The 21033-nt window shown below is 70.4% G+C and carries 18 protein-coding genes; 8 read left to right on the top strand and 10 right to left on the bottom strand.

The window, feature by feature from the left end:
- Positions 1-31: 31 nt before the first annotated feature.
- Both E1P53_RS18340 and E1P53_RS18335 read right to left on the bottom strand, forming a co-directional pair.
- On the bottom strand, positions 32-949 hold the full coding sequence (locus E1P53_RS18340) for a TatD family hydrolase (protein WP_131735115.1): 918 nt from the start codon (positions 947-949) through the stop codon (positions 32-34).
- A 40-nt stretch (positions 950-989) separates the two neighbouring features.
- Entirely contained in the window at positions 990-1826 is an 837-nt protein-coding gene (locus tag E1P53_RS18335; RefSeq protein WP_131735114.1) for a PhzF family protein, read from the bottom strand.
- Positions 1827-2002: 176 nt separating this feature from the next.
- On the opposite strand from E1P53_RS18335, the gene E1P53_RS18330 reads away from it, so the two are divergent.
- From E1P53_RS18330 to E1P53_RS18300, 7 genes are all read left to right on the top strand, one after another.
- Positions 2003-2725 carry an HAD family hydrolase gene (locus E1P53_RS18330; protein WP_040526743.1) on the top strand — a complete coding sequence of 241 codons (723 nt, stop codon included), beginning with the start codon at positions 2003-2005 and terminating at the stop codon, positions 2723-2725.
- Positions 2722-5076 (top strand): glycoside hydrolase family 65 protein, encoded by a 2355-nt coding sequence (locus tag E1P53_RS18325; RefSeq protein ID WP_109237146.1) that lies wholly within the window; start codon positions 2722-2724, stop codon positions 5074-5076. The genes E1P53_RS18330 and E1P53_RS18325 overlap by 4 nt, the downstream gene beginning before the upstream one ends.
- 56 nt (positions 5077-5132) lie before the next feature.
- Complete coding sequence (locus E1P53_RS18320; RefSeq protein ID WP_131735113.1) at positions 5133-5783, top strand: HEAT repeat domain-containing protein; 651 nt, start codon at positions 5133-5135, stop codon at positions 5781-5783.
- Positions 5777-6760 (top strand): HEAT repeat domain-containing protein, encoded by a 984-nt coding sequence (locus E1P53_RS18315; protein ID WP_131735112.1) that lies wholly within the window; start codon positions 5777-5779, stop codon positions 6758-6760. Before E1P53_RS18320 ends, E1P53_RS18315 begins: the two co-directional genes overlap by 7 nt.
- 169 nt (positions 6761-6929) lie before the next feature.
- Entirely contained in the window at positions 6930-8519 is a 1590-nt protein-coding gene (metG, locus tag E1P53_RS18310) for a methionine--tRNA ligase (RefSeq protein WP_131735111.1), read from the top strand.
- 16 nt (positions 8520-8535) lie between these two features.
- Complete coding sequence (locus tag E1P53_RS18305; protein WP_006900440.1) at positions 8536-9714, top strand: aminodeoxychorismate synthase component I; 1179 nt, start codon at positions 8536-8538, stop codon at positions 9712-9714.
- A 58-nt stretch (positions 9715-9772) separates the two neighbouring features.
- Positions 9773-11008, top strand: coding sequence for a helix-turn-helix domain-containing protein (locus E1P53_RS18300; protein WP_006900439.1), 1236 nt, complete (start codon positions 9773-9775; stop codon positions 11006-11008).
- On the opposite strand, the gene rsmI is transcribed toward E1P53_RS18300, so the two are convergent.
- Positions 10944-11846, bottom strand: a complete 903-nt coding sequence (gene rsmI / locus E1P53_RS18295; RefSeq protein ID WP_006900438.1) for a 16S rRNA (cytidine(1402)-2'-O)-methyltransferase — start codon at positions 11844-11846, stop codon at positions 10944-10946. The two genes, E1P53_RS18300 and rsmI, sit on opposite strands and share 65 nt — an antisense overlap.
- Positions 11847-11884: 38 nt before the next feature.
- On the opposite strand from rsmI, the gene E1P53_RS18290 reads away from it, so the two are divergent.
- Complete coding sequence (locus E1P53_RS18290; protein ID WP_131735110.1) at positions 11885-13465, top strand: dolichyl-phosphate-mannose--protein mannosyltransferase; 1581 nt, start codon at positions 11885-11887, stop codon at positions 13463-13465.
- A gap of 75 nt (positions 13466-13540) precedes the next feature.
- Here the strand turns inward: E1P53_RS18290 and E1P53_RS18285 are convergent, their stop codons facing one another.
- The 7 genes from E1P53_RS18285 to E1P53_RS18255 all read right to left on the bottom strand — a co-directional run bounded on the left by E1P53_RS18285 (position 13541) and on the right by E1P53_RS18255 (position 20908).
- Positions 13541-15328, bottom strand: a complete 1788-nt coding sequence (locus tag E1P53_RS18285; protein WP_210755687.1) for a BCCT family transporter — start codon at positions 15326-15328, stop codon at positions 13541-13543.
- Between the two features lie 32 nt (positions 15329-15360).
- Entirely contained in the window at positions 15361-15735 is a 375-nt protein-coding gene (locus E1P53_RS18280) for a GntR family transcriptional regulator (protein WP_006900435.1), read from the bottom strand.
- Between the two features lie 11 nt (positions 15736-15746).
- Positions 15747-17018 (bottom strand): arginine deiminase, encoded by a 1272-nt coding sequence (gene arcA, locus E1P53_RS18275; protein ID WP_131735109.1) that lies wholly within the window; start codon positions 17016-17018, stop codon positions 15747-15749.
- A 93-nt stretch (positions 17019-17111) separates the two neighbouring features.
- The gene (locus tag E1P53_RS18270) at positions 17112-18347 is read right to left on the bottom strand and encodes an MFS transporter (RefSeq protein ID WP_131735108.1); all 1236 of its coding nucleotides are present in this window, start codon (positions 18345-18347) and stop codon (positions 17112-17114) included.
- The gene (locus E1P53_RS18265; protein ID WP_131735107.1) at positions 18344-19390 is read right to left on the bottom strand and encodes a patatin-like phospholipase family protein; all 1047 of its coding nucleotides are present in this window, start codon (positions 19388-19390) and stop codon (positions 18344-18346) included. The genes E1P53_RS18270 and E1P53_RS18265 overlap by 4 nt, the downstream gene beginning before the upstream one ends.
- A 130-nt stretch (positions 19391-19520) precedes the next feature.
- Entirely contained in the window at positions 19521-19970 is a 450-nt protein-coding gene (soxR, locus tag E1P53_RS18260) for a redox-sensitive transcriptional activator SoxR (RefSeq protein WP_006900431.1), read from the bottom strand.
- A 77-nt stretch (positions 19971-20047) separates the two neighbouring features.
- The gene (locus tag E1P53_RS18255) at positions 20048-20908 is read right to left on the bottom strand and encodes a universal stress protein (RefSeq protein ID WP_006900430.1); all 861 of its coding nucleotides are present in this window, start codon (positions 20906-20908) and stop codon (positions 20048-20050) included.
- Positions 20909-21033: the final 125 nt, after the last annotated feature.

Below are 21033 nucleotides of genomic sequence, written 5' to 3'. Positions count from 1 at the left end.
GGGATCACAGTACGATAACGAACCGGCCAGATTATGGCAAAGGCATCGAGTAGACGCACCGCGCATTGGCCCCTAACAGGGCGGCCATCTCCGCCTCGGGGACACCGCGGACCGCCGCGAGCGCACGCGCCGTGTAGGGCAGGCAATACGACTGATTCGGCTGGCCACGGTAGGGATGCGGGGTCAGGAAGGGCGCGTCGGTCTCGACCAGGATCTGCTCGTCCGGCACCAGCTCGGCCGCGGCCCGGAGCTCGGCGGCGTTGGCGAAACTCACAGTTCCGGAAAAGCTCAGGATGAACCCGCGGTCGACACATTCGCGGGCAACGTTCCGGTCACCGGAGAAGCAATGCATGATCACGGTGTCCGGGGCGCCCTCGGCGGCCAGGATGTCCAGGAGGTCGCGGTCGGCCTCGCGGTTGTGGATCATCAGCGGCTTGCCGACCCGCTTCGCCAGGTCGATGTGCCACCGGAAGGTCTCGTGCTGCACCTCGGGCGGGGCGCAGTCGTCGGACCTGCCGGGCCAGTAGTAGTCCAGGCCGGTCTCCCCGACCGCGACGACCCGCGGGTGACGCGCCATCTCCTCGAGTTCGGCCGCGGTCTCGTCGTCGAGGTCCTGCGCGTGCATCGGGTGCAGGGCGACGGCGGCGTAGACCCGGTCGTCCCATTCGGCGGCCCGGACCGCCCAGCGGGCGTCGACCATGTCGTCGGCGACGGTCACCACCTGATCGACGCCCACGGCCTGCGCGTGGTCGCAGATGGCTCGCACCGACTCGGCATCCCGTCCGCCGCAGGCCGCGAGATGCGTGTGGGCGTCGACGAGGCCGGGCAAGGGCGCCGGGTCCGGCGGCGGCTCGCGCCGGCGCCGCTTCTTGGCCGCCTTGTTGCTCATCGTCTCGGTGTCGCTGACGGCCCCCGATGCGCTCGAGGTCTCGGCAGAGGCGTCGGTCATGCGTTCACCTTCGCACAACCCCGGCGGCACGGATGGCCGCCTACAGGGCGACTGTGCCCTCGATCACGGTGGCGGTGTCTCCTCCCACCCAGATGTCGCGGCCGTCGTCGTGGACGCGCACCCGGCCGGCGCGGCCGATGGCACCGCCCTGTGCGGCGACGTAGTCCGCTGGCGCCTGTCCCGTGGCGCGCAGCCACTTCGCGATGCCCGCGTTGAGGCTGCCGGTGACCGGGTCCTCGGGAACCCCGATGCCCGGGACGAAGGCGCGGACCTCGGCGAAGACGTCGCCCGAGTCGTAGAGGCCCAGTAGTCCGACCTTCAGATCGCCCAGGGCGGGGACGTCCGGGGTCACCTCGAGGACCCGCTCCCCCGAGCCGACCTGCAGGACCATCCACTCCGGACCGTTGTCCACCCACTCGGCGGCGACGACCTCGTCGGGCGCGACGCCCAGCGCCGCGACGACGCGCGCGACCGTCTCGGCGTCGACCGGACCGGACCGCAGCAGCGGCGGGGCCGCGAACGACAGCCGCGCGCCCGCCCGTCGGATGCGGACGAGCCCCACACCGCATTCCTGGACGATGTCCTCGCCCTTGGGTCGCCCACCCGAGGTCAGCCACGCGTGCGCCGACCCCAGGGTGGGATGCCCGGCGAACGGCAACTCGCCGCCCGGGGTGAAGATGCGCAGCCGGTAGTCGGCCGCCGGGTCGTCGGGCGGGAACACGAAGGTGGTCTCCGACAGGTTGGTCCAGCGGGCGAATGCGGCCATCTGGTCCTCGGTCACCGGCTCCGGACCGCCGGCGTCGAGCACCACCGCGACGGGATTGCCCGCGGTGCCGAGGGCGGAGAACACGTCGACCTGAGCGAATCGTCGAGTCACGAGGTCCATCGTCGCACCCGGCGGGCCCGGCCGTCACCCGGCATCGAACCGGCGGTTCGCCGAAGCGTTGAACGGATCGCGCGCCGCGCACGGCGGTCACACCCCACGACGTCGCGATGACGCGCGGTGGCGCTTCACCGCGACCAAACCGACCCGGACGGGTAGCGTTGCGAATCGTGTTGGGATTGCCGGATGTGATCACAGTCGCGCTCTTCGATCTCGATGGTGTCCTCACCGAGACCGCGGTGCTCCACCGCAAGGCGTGGAAGAAGGCCTTCGACGCCTTCCTGGCCGAACGCGCCGGGGGCGCGGACGCACCGGGCTTCGTCGAGTTCACCGAACAGGACTACCTCGATCACGTGGACGGGCGACCCCGGGAGGACGGCGTTCGCGCGTTCCTCGCCTCGCGCGGTATCACGGATGTCGATGCGAAGACCGTCACCGCGATCGGTGAGAAGAAGAACGACATGTTCCTCGAGAGTCTCGCCGAGGACGGTGGCCAGGCCTACCCGGGTTCGGTGCGGTACCTCGAGGCCGCCCGCGACGCGGGTTTGCGCATCGCGGTCGTCACGTCGTCGAAGAATGGAGGACCAGTGCTCGAAGCAGCCGACCTGTCGAAGTTCGTCGAAGTGCGGGTCGACGGCATCGACATCGCCGAGCGGGGCCTGAACGGCAAGCCCGCCCCCGACTCGTATCTGCTGGGCGCGGAGCTGATGGGTGTCCCGCCGGCGCAGGCGGCGGTGTTCGAGGACGCCATCTCCGGCGTGCAGGCCGGTGCCGCAGGAGAGTTCGGCTACGTCGTCGGCGTCGACCGGGTCGGCGGCAACCAGGCCGAGGCGATGCGGGCGGCCGGCGCCGACGTCGTCGTCAACGATCTCGACGAATTGCTCCCGGCATGAGCGGCGGCGAGCGCGCCCACGGCTTCGAGATCCACCCCTGGCAGCTCAAGTGGAGCGGCGGGGTCGACCTCGACATGCTGGGCCGGACCGAGACCCTCTTCGCCCTGTCCAATGGGCACATCGGCCTGCGCGGCACCTTCGAGGAGGGCGAGCCGGTCGACCACCCGGGCACCTACCTGAACGGTTTCTATGAGCTGCGCGGCCTGCCCTACGCGGAGAGCGGGTACGGCTACCCGGAATCGGGGCAGACCGTCGTCAACGTCACCGACGGCAAGATCATCCGCCTGCTCGTCGAGGACGAGCCGATGGACCTTCGGTACGGGCGTACCGAAGAACACGAGCGGACCCTCGACTTCCGGACCGGCACCCTGCGCCGGCACACGGTGTGGACCTCGCCCACCGGGCGCACCGTGCGCATCAAGTCCGAGCGCCTGGTGTCCTTCACCAAGCGCACCATCGCGGCGATCCGCTACGAGGTGGAGCCGATCGGCGAGGACATGAAGCTCGTGCTGCAGTCCGACCTGCTCGCCAACGAGCCCGTCCCGCCGCCGGGCAACGACCCGCGCCTGGCCGCCGCGCTCGAGGCGCCGCTCGTCTCCGATCTGGCGACCTGCCGCAACTACTGGGGCATGCTGGTGCACCACACCAAGCAGTCCGGGCTGCACATCGCCGCGGGCATGGACCACGAGATCTACTTCCCGGACAAGGCCGACACCTTCATCCGGGCCGACGGGGATCTGGCGCGCCTGACGATCGCGGCCAACGTGCCGGCGGGCAAGAGCCTCACGCTGACCAAGTACATCGGTTACGGATGGTCGGCGCGACGCTCGGTCCCGGCGCTGCGCGCTCAGGTCGACGCCGCCCTCGCGATGGCGATGGAGACCGGCTGGGATTCGCTGAAGGCCGACCAGGTGCGCTACCTGGAGGACTTCTGGCGCGACGCCGACATCGAACTCGACGGCGATCCCGAACTGCAGCAGGCGGTGCGGTTCGCGCTGTTCCACGTGCTGCAGGCCGGCGCCCGCGGCCAGTCCCGCGCCATCCCGGCCAAGGGTCTCACCGGCCCCGGCTACGACGGCCACACGTTCTGGGACACCGAGAGTTTCATCCTGCCGATGCTCACCTACACGGTGCCCGCGGCGGCCGGCGAGGAACTGCGGTGGCGGCACAACACGATGGACAAGGCGAAAGCCCGTGCCGCCGAACTCGGCCAGCGCGGCGCGATGTTCCCCTGGCGGTCGATCAACGGCGACGAGTGTTCGGGCTACTGGCCCGCCGGAACCGCCGGCGTCCACGTGTCGGCGGACATCGCCAACGCCACGGCCCGGTACCTGCGCGCCACCAACGACGAACAGTTCGAGACCGAGTGCGGCGTCGAGATCCTGGTGGAGACGGCCCGGCTCTTCGCCGGCCTGGGGCATCACGATGCCAACGGCAAGTTCCGCATCGACGGCGTCACCGGCCCCGACGAGTACACCGCAGTGGTCAACAACAACCTGTTCACCAACCTCGCCGCACAACGCAACCTGCGCGACGCGGTGGAGGCCGTGCAGCGCCGGCCCGACCTCGCCGAGAAGTTCGGGGTGACCGCCGCCGAGGCCGCGCACTGGGAGGCGTGCGCCGACGACATGACCATCCCGTACGACGAGCGTCTCGGCGTGCACCAGCAGTGCGAGTCGTTCACCCTGCTCGGCGCGTGGGACTTCGAGTCGTCGGTGGGCAGGTACCCGCTGCTGCTGAACTATCCGTACTACGACCTCTATCGCAAGCAGGTCGTCAAACAGGCGGATCTGGTGTTCGCGACCTATCTGTTCGGGGACGCGTTCACCCCCGAGCAGAAGCTGCGGATCTTCGACTACTACTACCCGATCACGGTCCGCGACTCGTCGTTGTCGGCGTGCTGCGAGGCGGTCGCCGCCGCCGAGGTCGGCTACCTCGACCTCGCCTTCGACCTGCTGGCCGAGTCGGTGTTCACCGACCTGCACGACCTGCACAACAACGTCAGCAGCGGCCTGCACATCGCGGCTCTGGCCGGTGCGTGGATGGACTGCGTGGCCGGCTTCGGCGGCATGCGCGACTTCGGCGGGAAGATCACGTTCGCGCCGCGACTGCCGAACCGGTTGACCTACCTGTCCTTCCGCATGATCGTGCGCGGGTCGAAGATCGTCGTCGCGGTCGACAAGGAGCAGGCCACCTACCGCCTGCTGTCGGGTCCGCCGATCGAACTCGCGCACCACGGGGAGAAGTTCACGCTCGGCGAGACGCCGGTGACGATGAAGATCCCCGACATCGAGTACCGGGAGCCGCCGAAGGCGCCGCCCGGCTGCGAGCCCTACCGACGCGAGATCTGAGGTCTTGACCTTCGCACCGTGTCAAGGTCTTGGGTGGGTGACGAGGAGGTGCACCCATGGATCACCGAACACCCACCACCCGATCGCTCGCGGTCGCGCTCGGCGCACCCGACCCGTCGACGCGGCTGCGTGCGGCGATGGCCGCCGGGACGCAGCCGGGCCCGGGGCTCGTCGACGACCTCGTCGCGCGGTTCGGCGTCGAACCGGACTTCTTCGTGCGGGACATGCTGACCTGGGCGCTGACCCGGCTGCCGGCCGAGGTCACCGTCCCGCAGCTCGTCGCCGCGCTGGAATCCGACGTGCCGCAGACACGGAGCCAGGCCCTGCACACCTTGTCGAAGGTCGCAGATCGCGCGGCCTGGCCCTCGATCACCGCGGCACTGCTCCACGACGACGCCGAGGTCGCGCGTGCGGCATGGCGGGCCGCGGTGGTCCTCGTCCCGCCAGGTGAGGAGACCGCTCTGGCAACGGAGTTGTCCACCGAGCTCGGTCGTGGCGATCTCGAGGTGCGTCGCAGCCTCGGCCGGGCGCTGGCCGCGCTCGACGACGCCGCCCGCGAGGCGCTGATGCGGGCGCGGTCGCATCCCGAGCCCGAGGTGCGCGCACACGCGGAGGCGACGCTTCGGCTGCTCGACGATCCGGACAGCGACTTCGCGCATGAGGTGGACCTCGCGACGACCACCCGGAACCGGGACGCCCCATGCTGATCGGCGAGGTGGCGCAGCGTTCGGGTGTGAGCACCCGGATGCTGCGCCATTACGACTCCCTGGGCCTCGTCCGACCGACCGGCCGCACCACGGGCGGATACCGCGCATACTCCGACGCCGACCTCGAACGTCTCGTACAGGTCGAAAGCCTTCGTTCGCTGGGTCTTTCGCTGCGCGACGTCGCGCGCGCACTCGACGACCCGGCCTTCTCCCCAGAGGAGCTGACCGACCGGCTGATCCGTGAGACGCAGGCCCGGATGGCCGCCGACACGACGTTGCTCGCGCGGCTCCGGCAGATCCGGTCGGCACGGCCGGAAGACTGGTCGACGGTGCTCGACGTGGTCGGACTGCTGCGCGGCGTGCGTTCGGAGCACGCCGCGCACCGCCAGCGGGCCGCGTTGCGCGCCAACGAACTCGGGGTGCCGGGAGAGCCACTGGCCGAGGCCCTGCTGGTCGAATCCGACGCGAATGTCGCGGGCGCGCTACGGTGGGCACTCGCTCAGCTCCCGGATTCGCTCGGCCCCCTGATCTCCGGTGCGGCAGAGGATGATCCGCTGATCCGGCGCCGGGCGGTCGCCGCACTCGCCGGCGTCGACGACGCCCGCGCGGTCCGCACGCTCGAGCAGGCGCTGACCGACACCGATCCCGTCGTGCGCCGGACCGCGGCGTCGGCACTGGGCCGTCTGGGCCGCGAGCCCGCCGTGCCCGCACTCGTCGAATTGATCGCGGCCGGGGACGGCGACGTCGAGGCCGCGGAGATCCTCGCCGCGTTCGGCGACGACCAGCGGATCATCGGCGTGCTCGTCGACCGACTCGGCGACGACCCCGACCCCGCGGTCCGGCTGCGACTGGTGCAAGCACTGGCCGAATTCGCCGCAGACGCGGCGTCGCCGGCACTGGAACGGCTGACCACCGATCGGGACGAGACGGTCAGCCGAACGGCGCGCTACATCCGGGAACGGAGCCGAGAGGGGTGAGGTGCCGGCCTCACCCACCACGAACAGGGCGCGCCGACACGGCCTTTGCGACACCGCTCTCCGCGCCGGACGTGCGCCGATGTGATCTGCACCGGTTGTGATCAGCCCGACCCGCAATCGACACGCGATTGGCTGAGCCGCACCGCCGGTCGGTACTCTGTGGATCACTATGGCACCCGATCTGACCAGCCCTGATCTGTCCGGTACGGCCGCTTCCGGCACCTCCCACGGTGCGGGGCGCCCGTACTACATCACCACCGCGATCGCCTATCCCAACGGCGCACCGCACATCGGGCACGCCTACGAGTACATCTCGGCCGACGCCCTGGCGCGGTTCAAGCGCCTCGACGGATTCGACGTCCGGTTCCTCACCGGCACCGACGTCCACGGCCAGAAGATGCAGCAGACCGCGCAGGCCGAGGGCATCCCCACCGCCGAGCTCGCCGACCGCAACTCCGACCGCTTCCAGGCGCTCCAGGAGCGCCTCGGCTCGAGCTTCGACCGTTTCATCCGCACGTCCGACGAGGACCACAAGCGGGCGTCGCAGGAGCTGTGGCGGCGGATGACCGAGCGCGGCGACATCTACCTCGACAAGTACTCCGGCTGGTACGACGTCCGGGACGAGATGTTCTACGCGGAGGCCGACACGGTCGTCAACGAGAACGGCGAGCGCGTCGCCGCCGACAACGGCCACGTGCTGACCTGGACCGAGGAGGAGACCTACTTCTTCCGGCTCTCGGCCTACCAGGACAAGCTCCTCGAGCTCTACGAGTCGCAGCCCGACTTCATCGGTCCCGACGTGCGCCGCAACGAGGTCATCAGCTTCGTCAAGGGCGGCCTGACCGACCTGTCGGTCTCACGCACCACCTTCGACTGGGGTGTGCCGGTCCCCGACCACCCCGAACACGTCATGTACGTGTGGGTCGACGCTCTGACCAACTACCTCACCGGCGCCGGGTTCCCCGACGACCCGCAGACCCTCGAGCGGTACTGGCCGGCCGACCTGCACATCATCGGCAAGGACATCATCCGCTTCCACTGCGTGTACTGGCCGGCGTTCCTGATGAGCGCGGGCGTCGAGCTGCCCAAGCGGGTCTTCGCGCACGGCTTCCTGTTCAACAAGGGCGAGAAGATGTCGAAGTCGGTCGGCAACGTCGTCGACCCGGAGAACCTCATCGACGAGTTCGGCCTGGACCCGGTGCGCTACTTCTTCCTGCGCGAGGTGTCCTACGGCCAGGACGGGTCGTACTCGGCCGAGGCGATCGTGTCGCGGATCAACTCCGACCTCTCCAACGAGTTCGGCAACCTCGCCCAGCGCACCCTGTCGATGATCGGCAAGTACTTCGACGGCGCGGTCCCGCAACCGGGTGAGCTCACCGACGTCGACAAGACGCTGCTGGAGCGGGCCGACGGGCTGCTGCCACAGGTCCGGGCGCACTTCGACAACCAGGCCATCCACCTCGGCCTGGAAGCGCTGTGGTCGACGCTGGCCGAGACCAACCGGTACATCTCGTCGCAGGAGCCGTGGAAGCTCGCCAAGACCGACCTCGACCGCACCGGCACCGTGCTCTACGTGTGCGCCGAGGTCGTGCGGATCGTCGCGCTGCTGGCGCAGCCGGCGATGCCCGAGTCGACCGGCAAGATCCTGGATCTGCTCGCCGTCGGCGACGACCGGCAGTTCACCGCGGTCGCCAGGCGGCTGGCGCCCGGTGCCTCGCTGCCCAAGCCGTCCCCGGTGTTCCCGCGCTACGAGAACTGACCCCGACCCACCTCAGATGGCCGCGCCAGCGCTCGACGCACTCCGGGCATTGCATGCCGAGACCCGCTCGCGCGGCCTCCCGCCGCCGGCGGCGCTGATCGGCGACTGGCTCGGCGCCGACGCCGTCATCGCGCCCTCGGTCGAGGTGGTGCCCGGGTGCGCACCGCCCGACGACCCGGACCGGTACTGGATCGGTCATCTCGGTTTCCCGGTTCGCGCCGACGAGTCCGCGCTGCCGGCCGTCGCGGGCGGCCTGACCGACGGGATTCTCGTCCTGCGCGGGGGCGAGTGGAGCGTGCTCGGCACCGGCGTCCCCGACTGGGCGCTCGCCGCCCTCGCCGAACCGGCGCGCGTCGCCGGCGCACCCGCGACGGCCCGATGGGCGGCGCCGCGCCGCGAGCCGCACCTGGCCGCCATCGCCGAGTGCCTCGAGGCCATCCGGGCCGGCGAGGTCTACCAGGCCTGTGTCTGCACCCGGTTCACCGGCACGCTCACCGGTGAGCCGGTGGACTTCTTCGCCGACCTCGCCGGCGCCACGGTTCCGGCGAAAGCGGCTTTCCTCCAAGGGGATTGGGGCGCGGTGGCGAGCCTCTCGCCGGAGACGTTCCTGCGCCGCACCGGCAACATCGTCTCGTCCTCGCCGATCAAGGGCACGCTGCCGGCGCACGCCGATCCCGACGCGCTGTCCGCGTCGGCCAAGGACGTCGCAGAGAACGTCATGATCGTCGACCTCGTGCGCAACGACCTCGGACGCATCGCGGTGACCGGCAGCGTCCGTGTGCCCGAACTGCTCGCGGTGGTCCCGGCACCGGGTGTGTGGCACCTCGTGTCGACGGTGGAGGCGATCCTGCGACCGGGCACCGGGAACGACGCCGTGCTCGACGCGACGTTCCCGCCGGCATCGGTGACCGGCACCCCGAAGCTGCGCGCGATGGAACTGCTCGCCGACTGGGAGGCCGACGCCCGCGGCGTGTACTGCGGGGCGATCGGCATCGCGGGCCCCGACCGCGCGCTCGATCTCAACGTCGCGATCCGCACCGTGGAGATCTCCCCCGACGGGACGTTGGGACTCGGCGTCGGCGGCGGCATCACCATCGACTCCGATCCCCTCCGCGAGTGGCAGGAATGTCTCGACAAGGCGGCGAGCATCGTCGGGCACGGCGCCGGCGAAGACGGGTCCGGCGTGTCCGCCTGAGGGTCTGAGAGGTCACAAATACCGGACCCGAGCGGGCATTTCGGTAAGCTTGGCACCCATGACCATCTCCATCCAGGCGACCACCGACCTGACGGAGCTCGCCCGGGAGATCAACCGCGACCGCGAGGCGATCATGTCGGGCGCGACACCGCCGCCCGGGTTCGGCGACGACGTGGTCGAGTCGTGGACCCGCGTGCAGGCGGGTGGGAACCCGTCGACGGTCGATGACCACCACCGTGAACGCATCGGCCGGGACGAACTGGAGGCCCGGCGCGCGGCCAACCCGATCCGGCATGCGATCGAGACCCTCCGACGCGTGTTCGCCGCCTCCGCCGACGACCCGATGATGGCGCTCGGCATCTTCGACACCGACGGGGTGATGCTGTGGCGCGGCGGTTCGCGCTCGGTGCTCCCCGAGGCCGACCGCCTCGGCCTCGTCGAGGGCAGCCGCTGGGACGAGGAGTGCGCGGCGACCACCGCCGTCGGGCTCGCCATCCGCAACCGCCGACCGTGCCGGATCTTCGGCGCCCAGCACTACTCGCGCTCGCTGCACGAGTTGTATTGCACCGCCGCGCCGATCCACGACCCGCGTACCGGTGAGATGGTCGCGATCGCCGGGCTGGCCGGGCCGGCCATGAACATGCAGCCCGCGGCGTCGACGCTCACCGCGGCGCTGTCGACCCTGAGCGAGCACGAGGTGACGCTGGCGCATCAGCGCACCCTCGCCGAGCTTCGCTACCGCGGCTGCGCGCAGCTCGCGGGTCTCCACGGCCCCGGGCTGCTCGTCGACGACGACGGCTGGGTCGCCGAAGGCCGTGGGTGCACCCCGCCGGTGCGGGTCGCGGCGCCGGTCGAGGAGATGCGCCAGTTCGTGCCCGGCCTCGGCATCTGCGTCGTCGAGCGGCTGGGCCTCGGGTGGCTGGTGCGGCCGGCCGGCCCGGCGGGCCCGGTCATCGCCGACCTCGACCTCGACGGCGAGCCCGCCATCACCGTCACCGGTGACGACGCCCCGTGGCGCACGGTCCTGACCCCGCGCCACGCGCAGATCCTGCTGCTGCTCGCCGATGCCGGCGAACACGGGCTCACCTCACAGCAGTTGAGCCAGATGCTCTTCGGCGACGACAAGCACACCGTGAGCGTCCGGGCCGAACTGTCGCGCCTGCGCCGGGTGGTCGGCGCGCTCGTCGCGAGCCGGCCCTACCGACTGGCGCCGCGCGTCGAACTGCGGGTCAGTCCCGAGCAGCGTCGCGCCTTCGAAGGACCGACTGGTAGACGTCGCGCCGCGACGCACTAGTCCCCTCGGTCACGGCGGCGCACGCCTCCTTCAGCCGCATCCCGCCGGCGACGAGCCGCTCGGCGCGGTCGGCGAGATCGTCGATGTCGGGTTCGGTCTCGGTCGCGCCGGCCACCACCACGGTGATCTCGCCCCGCACGCCGCCGGCGGCCCACTCGGCCAGCTCGGCGAGCGTCCCGCGGCGGACCTCCTCGTAGGTCTTGGTCATCTCGCGGCACACCGCCGCGCGCCGGTCGGCGCCGAGGACCTCGGCGGCCGCGGCCAGGGTGTCGGCCAGCCGGTGCGGCGATTCGAAGAACACCGCGGTGCGCGGCTGGGTGGCGAGCTCACGCAGCCACTCCGTGCGGGCGCCGGACTTGCGCGGGGCGAACCCCTCGAAGCTGAACCGCTCCGACGGCAGCGCCGACACCGCGAGGGCGGTCGTCACCGCCGACGGTCCCGGAAGAGCGGTCACCGGCAGCCCGGCCTCCGCGCAGGCGACCACGATGCGGTAGCCCGGGTCGCTCACCGAGGGCATGCCGGCGTCGGTGATGAGCAGGACCGTCTCCCCACCGGCGATCGCCTCCACCAGGCCCGGTGTCCGCGCGGCCTCGACCTGGTCGTAGTAACTGACGAGGCGCCCGCCGATCTCGACGCCGAGGGCGGCGGCCAGCGAGCGGGCACGCCGGGTGTCCTCCGCGGCGACGATGTCGGCGGTCTGCAGGGCCGCCCGCAGTCGCGGGGAGGCGTCGTCGACCTGCCCCATCGGGGTGGCCGCCAGCACGAGCCGCCCGGTCGTCCGGTCGGTCCCGGTTGTCGGCTGGTCGGTGGCGTCGGTGTCGGTCTCGGCGGAGTTCATCGTCAGCCAGCTTACGAGGGCCCACTAGGATCGGGCGGGTGACCATCACCGACGAGCGCGACACCCGTGTGCCCGCCGGAGTCGAGATCTCGCCGCGGGTTCCCTCGCGGCTGGGCCCCGAGGTGCCGCCACCGTTGTTCGGGGCGCCCGATCGTCGTCGCGGCCTCCTGGTCGGTCTCGTCATCACTCTGATCGCCTCGGTCACCCGGTTCTGGGGTCTGGGGCACCCCACCGATCAGGGCACCCCGGTCTTCGACGAGAAGCACTACGTGCCGCAGGGCTGGCAGGTGCTGACCGGCGGGAACTGGATCGAGGACAACCCCGCCTACGGCCTCGTCGTCCATCCGCCCGTCGGGAAATGGATGCTCGCCGCGTCGGAGGCGGTCTTCGGCTACGGACCGCTCGGCTGGCGCGTCGCCCCGGCGATCTCGGGTGTCCTCATCGTCGTGCTCGTCTACTGCGCCGTGCGCCGCCTGACCCGCTCGACCCTCGTCGGCGCGATCGCCGGGTTGTTCGCGATCTGCGACAGCGTGCTTTTCGTGCAGTCCCGGATGGGCATGCTCGACATCTTCCAGACGCTGTTCGTCGTCGCCGCGTTCGCCGCGCTCGTCGCCGACCGCGACCAGGTCCGCGAGCGCATGTACCGCGTGTACATGGAGGGGCGCATCGGCGACAGCCGGTTCGGCCCCCGGCTCGGGTTCCGGTGGTACCGGTTCACCGCCGGCGTGATGCTCGGTCTCAACTGCGGCACCAAGTGGTCGGGCCTGTACTACGTCGTCTTCTTCACCGTGCTGGCCATCGGGTTCGACGTCGCCACCCGACGCGCCTACCACGTGCAGCGGCCCTGGCTGGGCACCCTGGTCCGCGACGTCGTCCCGGCCGGGGCGAGCCTCGCCGTGATGCCGGTGATCATCTATTTCCTCTGCTACATCCCGTGGTTCAACAGCGAGACCGCCGTGTACCGCTACGAGGAGGGCAACGCGATCGGCACCGACGGGCCGTGGGCGTGGATTCCGGGCGCGTGGCGGTCGCTCTGGTACTACGAGTCCGGGATCCTGGAGTTCCACTCGGGTCTCACCAACTCGGCGGGAAACCAACATCCGTGGGAGTCCAAGCCCTGGACGTGGCCGATGAGCCTGCGGCCCATGCTGTACGCGATCGAGAACGGACCCGACCAGTGCGGCGCGGGCGAGTGCGTCCGGGCCCAGATGCTGATCGGGTCCCCGGCGATGTGGTGGCTGTCGCTGCCGATGCTGCTGTGGGGACTGTGGTCGTGGATCGTCCGCCGCGACTGGCGCTATGCCGCCGTACTCGTCGGCTACTTCGCGGGCATCCTGCCGTGGTTCCTGGCGCTCGACCGGCAGATGTACTTCTTCTACGCCACCGTCCTGGCCCCGTTCCTCGTCATGGGACTGGCGTTGTGCTGCGGCGACCTGCTGCGGTCGGCCGCGGCGAAGGCCGGGCAGCGGCCGGAGCGTCGTGCGCTGGCGATCATCGTCGTCAGCGTCTACGTGGCGCTGGTCGTCACCAACTTCGTGTGGCTGTGGCCGATCCTGACGGCCTCGCCGATCTCGCCCGGGATGTGGCGGCAGCAGATCTGGCTGCCCAGCTGGAGCTGAGCCGGCGCTCCCCGATGACCGAGGAGCGCCGGCGTCAGGCCGTTGCGCGGGCCCGGTGCGACGTGGCGAAACGGCTCAGGCCGGCGAACCGTCCTTGTCGACGCTGTCGACGCCGGCTCCGTCCGTGGCGACCTCCCCGTTACCGCCGGCCTGCTCGACGAGCTGCGGCTCGATCTTCTCGAGGTGGCGGACGGCGTCGGGGTCGATGGCCTCGAGTTCTCCGGTTGCGATGGCCTCGGCCTGCTCGCGCACGTGCTCGTCGACCCGCGCCGACAGCACCGTGCGGGAGACGATGAGCGGATCGTGCCGCAGGTCGAGGTAGAGCGACAGGCACATGCCGATCATGACCAGCACGAACGGCAGGGCCGCGATGATCGCCATCGTCTTGATGCCCTCCAGCGCGTCGTCGCCGCTGATGACCAGCAGCAGGGCGGCCACGACGCCGGTCAGGACGCCCCAGAACACCGTCACCACACGGGACGGTTCCTCCGCGCCGCGCTGTGACAGTGTGCCCATCACCAGCGACGCCGAGTCGGCGCCGGAGACGAAGAAGATCGCCACCAGGATCATCACCAGGGCCGACGCGACGCCGAACCAGGGCAGGTTCGCGAGGACGTCGAACAGGGTGTCCTCGCTCGCGTCGTTCGCGGCGTCGAAGTCGAGGACGCCGGTCATCTGCTCGCGGATCGCGGTCCCGCCGAACACGCAGAACCAGACCAGCGACACCGTCGTCGGGACGACCATGACGCCGATGACGAACTCCCGAATCGTGCGGCCCCGGCTGATCTTGGCCAGGAACAGACCCACGAACGGGGTCCACGACACCCACCACGCCCAGTAGAAGATCGTCCAGTCGGCCAGCCAGTCCTCGCCCGCGGATCCGGAGACGGTCGCATCCGACCGCGCGGCATAGGTCATCAGGTCGGTCGCGTAGGCGCCGATCGTGGTCGGCATCAGGTTGAGGATGAAGATGGTCGGGCCGACGACGAACACGAACGCGGCCAGCACGACGGCCAGCACCATGTTGATGTTCGACAGCCACTGGATGCCGCGGGCGATGCCCGACACCGCCGAGGCCACGAAGGCCGCGGTGAGGACCGCGATGATCCCGACGAGCAGGTACTTGGTGGGTTCGTTTACCCATCCGACCTTGTCCAGGCCCGAACCGATCTGCAGGGCACCGAGTCCCAGGGAGGCGACGGTGCCGAACAGCGTCGCGAAGATCGCCAGGATGTCGATCACCTTGCCCGCCGGGCCGTTCGTCGCGCGCGCCCCGAAGAGCCGCTCGAAGACCGAACTGATCAGCTGGGTCCTGCCCAGCCGGAAGGTGCTGTAGGCCAGCGCGAGTCCGACGACCGCGTACATCGCCCACGGATGGAATCCCCAGTGGAACATGGTCGTCGCCATCGCGGCCCGGATGTCGTCGGCACCGACCTCGGGAGGCGGGCTGACGAAGTGGAAGAGCGGTTCGTAGGCGCCGAAGAACATCAGGCCGATGCCCATTCCCGCGCTGAACATCATCGCGATCCAGCTGATGGTGCCGAACTCGGGCTTCTCGTCGTCACGGCCCAGCGGGATTCGGCCGTACTTCGACACCGCCAGGCACACCGCGAAGATCACGAACCCGGTGGCAGACAGGATGAACAACCAGCCCAGATTCGTGGTGATCCAGCCCAGGACGTCGGAGCTGGTCTTGTTGAGTCCGTCCGAGTCCGCGGCGCCCCACACGACGAAGGCGATGACGAGGAGCGCAGTGATCGAGAAGACCACCGGGTCGATTCGGGGCCCCTCCGGCCGTCTCCCCTGACCCGGTCGGCGCGTGTTCCGCGCACGGCCAGACGGCACGATCTGTTCATTTGTCATTAGTCCACCAAAGCAACGTCGGTGGTGCCTTTTCAAGTCGGGCCCAGTGCCCGCCGGACCAGTTCGACGGCCGTTTCGTCGTCGAACCCCAGCTCACGGGCGGTCTCGACGAAGGTCGTCGCGGCCGCGAATCCGGCGTCGTAGACGTCGTTGCGACCGGCCTTGATGAACGAACCCTGGCGCCCGCGGGTCTCGATCACGCCGGCGGCCTCGAGTTCGCGGTAGCTGCGTGCGACGGTGTTGGCGGCCAGGTCGAGGTGCGAGGCGAGGGCCCGCACGGTGGGCAGTCGTTCGCCGGCGAGCAGCGTGCCGTCGGCGATGAGGTCGATGATGCCCAGCCGCACCTGTTCGTAGGGCGGGGTGTCGGAATCCGGGTCGATCCGCAGATGCGACCACAACGAACTCATCTTCGGTTACCTCACAACAGATCTCGTGCCAGCGGACACGACATGCATCGGGGTCCTCCGCGGCCCGAGCCGAGTTCGCGGCCCTCGATCTCGATCACCTCGATCCCCGAATCGCGGAGTCGCCGGTTGGTTTCCACGGTCCGGTTGTAGGAGACCACGACACCCGGCGCCAGGGCCAGCGTGTTGTTCCCATCGTCCCACTGTTCGCGTTCGGCGGTGACCGGATCGAGCCCGGTGTCGATGACCCGGAGTTTCTCGATGCCCATCGCCTCGGCGGCCGCCTCCACGAACGGACGCTCGTCGCTCACCTCCACGGTGTCGGTGTCGACGTCATGGGTGAGGGTGAAGGCGGTCATGTGCTCGCGGATGTTGGGGTACATCACCACCGCGTCGGTGTCGACCATCGTGCAGACGGTGTCGAGATGCATGAAGGCACGCCGCTGCTCGATGGGGACCGCGAGCACGGTGTGCGCGAGGTGATCGTCGAACAGGCTGCGCGCCAGGGCTTCTGCGCCGGCGGGAGTGGTGCGCTCCCCCACGCCCACCGCGACGACCCCGGGTGCGAGGAGCAGCACGTCGCCGCCCTCGACCGGAGCGACCTGCGACTCGTAGGCGCGTCGGGCCCCGGTGAACCGCGGGTGGTGCGCGTAGATCAGGTCGGTGAGCGAGGTCTCGCGGGCACGCGCCGGCAACGCCAGCGAGGTGATCGCGAAGCGTGACCCGATCCAGAACGAGCTGTCCCGGGTGAACAAGAGATTGGGCAGCGGCTCGATCGCGAACTCGGGTCCGTGGTGCATCCGCCGGACCAGCGACGACCGCTGCGCCGACGGGGTGAGCGGCAGCTCGTCGAAGGTCATTCCGGCGGTCAGCACGTGCGCGAGCTCGGCCGGGGGCAGCCCGCGGAGATGCTTGGCCAGATCCTCGGCGAGATGCGCCCCGAGCCGGCGGGGGCTGACCGCGGCGGCGATGCCCTGGATGCGGGCGGCGCCGCTGTGGGCGATCGTCTCGGTCAGCAGGTCGTCGAGCAGATACACATCGACGCCCCGGTCGCGCAGCACCTGCGCGAAGGCATCGTGCTCCTCCTGCGCGCGGTCGACCCACGGGATGCCGTCGAAGAGCAGCTGATCGCTGTTGCGAGGGGTGAGCCGGCGCAGTTCGTCGCCGGGACGGTGCAGCATCACCGCGCGGAGCGTGCCGACCTCCGAGTCGGCGCCGAGTTCGTAGTCCCACCCGCCGTCGGCGCTCTCGCCGACCGTGGCATCCGGCTGTACTTCACGCGTCATCGCTCAACCGTAATTCGTCGCGGCGGTCGCGCACATCACCTCGGGCGAGATGTCGCACTCACCGGAGTCGCTTCTGCGCGGCCCGCCGGGCTCTCACCTGCCCTCGCCGGCGGGCGTCTCGTTCTCGGCGGAGGTCAGGATCGGACCCGCGCCGCCGACGATCGCGGGTGCGGTCTCCCGCGCGAACAGCCAGGCGACCAGTGCGACCGCCGCCACCACGCCGGTCAGCACGAACGCCGGCCCGAAACCGACGCGGTCGGCGACGAATCCGACGACGACGGGCCCGGTCACCGCCCCCAGATCCGACGACATGCCGAACGCCGCGAGCGCCGACCCGCCCTGCTGTCGGTTGCCCAGGACGTCGGCGAGCGCTGCCTGGTGCGTCGGGGCGAACAGCCCGGAGCCGATGCCGGCGAGCACCGAGAGTCCGAGTGCGACACCGATGCCCGGCGAGAACCCGAGCAGGACGGTCGCGACGACCGTGATCACGAGTCCGGGCAGCATGACGGGGCGTCGGCCGAACCGGTCGGAGAGGCGACCGGCGACCAGGATGGCGAGGACGTTGCCGCCGGCGTAGACGGCCAGCACGATGCCGGCCATCCCCGCACCCGCGTCGAGTCCTTCGGTGACGAACAGGGGGACCACGGCGACACGGACCCCCATCGACGCCCAGCCCTGGGTGAAGTTGGACAGCAGGATCGCGCGATAGGCGCTGTCGCGCAGCGCGGTCCGGAACCCGATGAGCCCGGCGGTCGGCCCCTGCTCCTGATCCGCTGCGACGACCTCCCGCAACTGGGTTGCCACGACCGTGGACGCGACGAGCAGGGCGACGGCGTACACCACGAACGGCACCCGCAGCCCGAATCCGACGAGCGCCGCGCCGATCAGCGGGCCGGTGATGGAGCCGATGAGGAATCCCGCGGAGAACAACCCCGACACCCGACCGCGGATTTCTGCGGGCGCCATCCGGATGAGCAGGGCCATCGCGGAGATGCTGAACATCGTCGACCCGATGCCGCCCGCCGCGCGGAAGACCAGCAGTTGCCAGTACGAGTTCGCGAAGGCGCAGGCCAGGGTGCTCGCGGCGACGATGAGCAGGCCGGTCAGGTAGATGCGGCGTTCGCCGAACATCCCCACCAGCCGGCCGCTGGCGGGCGCGAACAGCAATCGCATGACCGCGAACGCCGACACGACCGCGGTGGCCGCGGTGAACGACACGTTGAACGTCCGCGCGAACGACGGCAGCGCCGGCGCGATGAACCCGTAGCCCAGCGCGATGACGACATTGGCCGACAGCAGCACCCAGATGCCGCGTGGGATGCGCCTCATGGCATCTCGGGCAGGTCGTCGAGGGCCTTGGCGGTCAGTTCCCGTCCCAGGTCGATCATCTCGGTGGCCTTGTGGAAGTCCAGGGTGCGCACCGCGCGCCGCGGCACACGGATCAGGACGTCGGGCGGATATCCGGCGACCTGATATCGCGTCAGGGCGTCGGACATGATGTCGAGGGAACGGCTCAGGACCTCCACACGGCCCATGCGGTACTTCTCCTCACTTCCCCCGGAACCCCCCTCTGCGGACACGGCGCCGGAGTCGACCACGACCGCGCCCTCGTCGTCGCCCGCGGCCATGGCGGCCGCACCGGGTCCGCCGTCGCCGGTGGAGGCGCGGTCGGAGTCGTCCGGGGCGCCGACGGAGGCCTCCGAGCTGTCGGAGCCGAACCGCTCGCGAACCGAACGCACGTTGTCGAGCAGCGGCGCGACGTTGCGGCGCAGCAGGCCCTTGGCCTTCGGCGGCCGGCTCGCGCCGGTCTCCGGCCCGCCGTCGGAACCGAGGATCACCCCGATCGTCACGTCACTCGACACGCCCGAGGTCGGCGCAACGGGCAACGGGTCGAGGATGCCGCCGTCGGCGAGGAGTCGACCGTGGTGTTCGTGCGGGCTGATGACGCCCGGGATCGCGATCGAGGCGCGGAGCGCGTCGACGAGCCGGCCGTGCTGGAACCACACCGCGCGCCCGGTGGTGAGGTCGGTGGCGACGGCGGTGAACGGGGTCGCGAGATCCTCGATCATGGTGTCGCCGACGATCTCCCGGACCCGGGAGAGGATTCGTTCGGCGCCGATGACCCCCGGTTTGGACAGCGAGACGTCGAGGAGCCGGACCACGTCGAGCTGGGTCAGGCCGGCGATCCACTCGACGTAGTCGTCGAGCTTGCTCGCGCAGTACAGGCCGCCGACCAGCGCACCCATCGACGATCCGGCGACCGTCACGATCTCGAACCCGCGGTCCTCGAGCTCCTGGATCACCCCGATGTGGGCGTAGCCGCGAGCTCCTCCACTTCCCAGTGCCAGCGCCACTCGCGACGGTCGAGCCATGCGCCAACCCTACCGCCGGGCGTCGACGGCCCCGTCGTCGGAGAGGGGTCGACGCCGGAGGCGGTCGGCGCGGATCGGTCGGCACGGACGGGCGGCGCGGAACGGTCGGGCGGCGACGGTGGCCGGGCGATCACTCCTCGCCGATGAGGCGGCGGGGTCCGGGCCCGAGCCGGTTGAGTTCGTCGTCGGGATTGAGCAGGTGGCACTCCCCGAGTGACAGGCACCCGCAGCCCACGCAGGAGCCGATGAGGTCGCGCATCTTCTCCAGCAGCTCGATGCGGTGGTTGATGTCGTCCATCCACCGCGTCGACGCCGCCTCCCACATCGCCTTCGACGGGGACTCGTGGTCGCCGAGCCCGGCGAGCACCTCGCCGATCACCGACAGCGGGATGCCCGCCACCTGCGATGCGCGGATGAACGCCACCCGCCGCAGCATCGCGCGGTGGTACCGGCGCTGGTTGCCGGCGGTCCGACGACTGAAGATCAGCCCCTGGTCCTCGTAGAACCGGACCGCCGACGGCGCGATGCCGGCACGCCGTGCGAGCTCACCGACCGAGAGCTCGAGTCTCTTCGGGGTCATACGACGATCGTAGGCACCGCCGATCCGGGCGGTAGGTCATCGGCGCGTGCCCGCGACCCGGCGCGCTCGGGCACCGTTCAGGTGCGCACCACCATGACCGGGCACAGTGCATTGTGGATGACCTTCTGGCTCGTCGATCCGAGCAGCAGGCCGCGGAAACCGCCGCGACCCCGGCTGCCGACCACGATGAGCTGTGCGCCGACCGCGGCGTCGAGCAGCGCCTTCGCCGGCTCGTCGGGCAGCACCCGCCGCTCGACGCGGACGTCCGGGTAGTCCTGCGAGTACCCGGCGAGACGCTCGGCGAGCACCTCGACCGAATCCCCGGTCATCCGCTCGACCTCCTCGCGGCTGATGCCGTAGCCGTGCAGGGCGTCGGCGTCCAGCGGGCTCCAGGTGTGGACCGCGATGAGGGGCGCGTTGCGCAACGACGCCTGACGGAAGGCCTCGGCGACCGCCGCGTCGCTGACCGGCGAGCCGTCGACCCCGACCACCACCGGACCGTCGTCGATGCCGTCGCCGGCGACGATCGCGACCCGACCGTGCGCGTGCGCGGCGACGTTGATGCTCACCGAGCCGAGGAACAGCCCCTTGACGCTGCCGAGGTGCCGCGTCCCGACCACGATCAGCGGGGCGTCCTTGCCCAGCTCGAGCAGCACGCGCGCCGCGTCACCGTCCACGATCGACGTGGTGACCGAGACTCCGGGCGCGACCTGCCGCGCGACCTCGGCCGCCGCGTGCACGGCGTCGGACGCGTCCTGGCGGATGGCGTCGATGACGTCCTGAGGGATGATGAGGCCGGGCGCGTAGTCGCTGGTGCTCGCGTCATAGGCGCTGACGATCTTGAGGTCGAGATGCTCGGCCGCCGCGGCCTTGGCGGCCCAACGCACCGCGCTGGTGGCAGCATCCGAACCGTCCACTCCGACGAGTATCGCGTTCATTTCCCTCGCTCATCTCCTTTGACGGCGGGCCCGTCCGGACCCTGACTCCATCCTGCTCCGCGCGACGACCGGCGGCAAAGAGCAATAGGTCCTGATCACGTGCGGCGTCGGCATGGACCGTGACG

Source organism: Gordonia paraffinivorans, from assembly GCF_900683595.1.
Classification (GTDB): Bacteria; Actinomycetota; Actinomycetes; order Mycobacteriales; family Mycobacteriaceae; genus Gordonia; species Gordonia paraffinivorans.
Note: the sequence above shows the minus strand (reverse complement) of the source record. Positions and strands in the feature narration are given on the sequence as shown.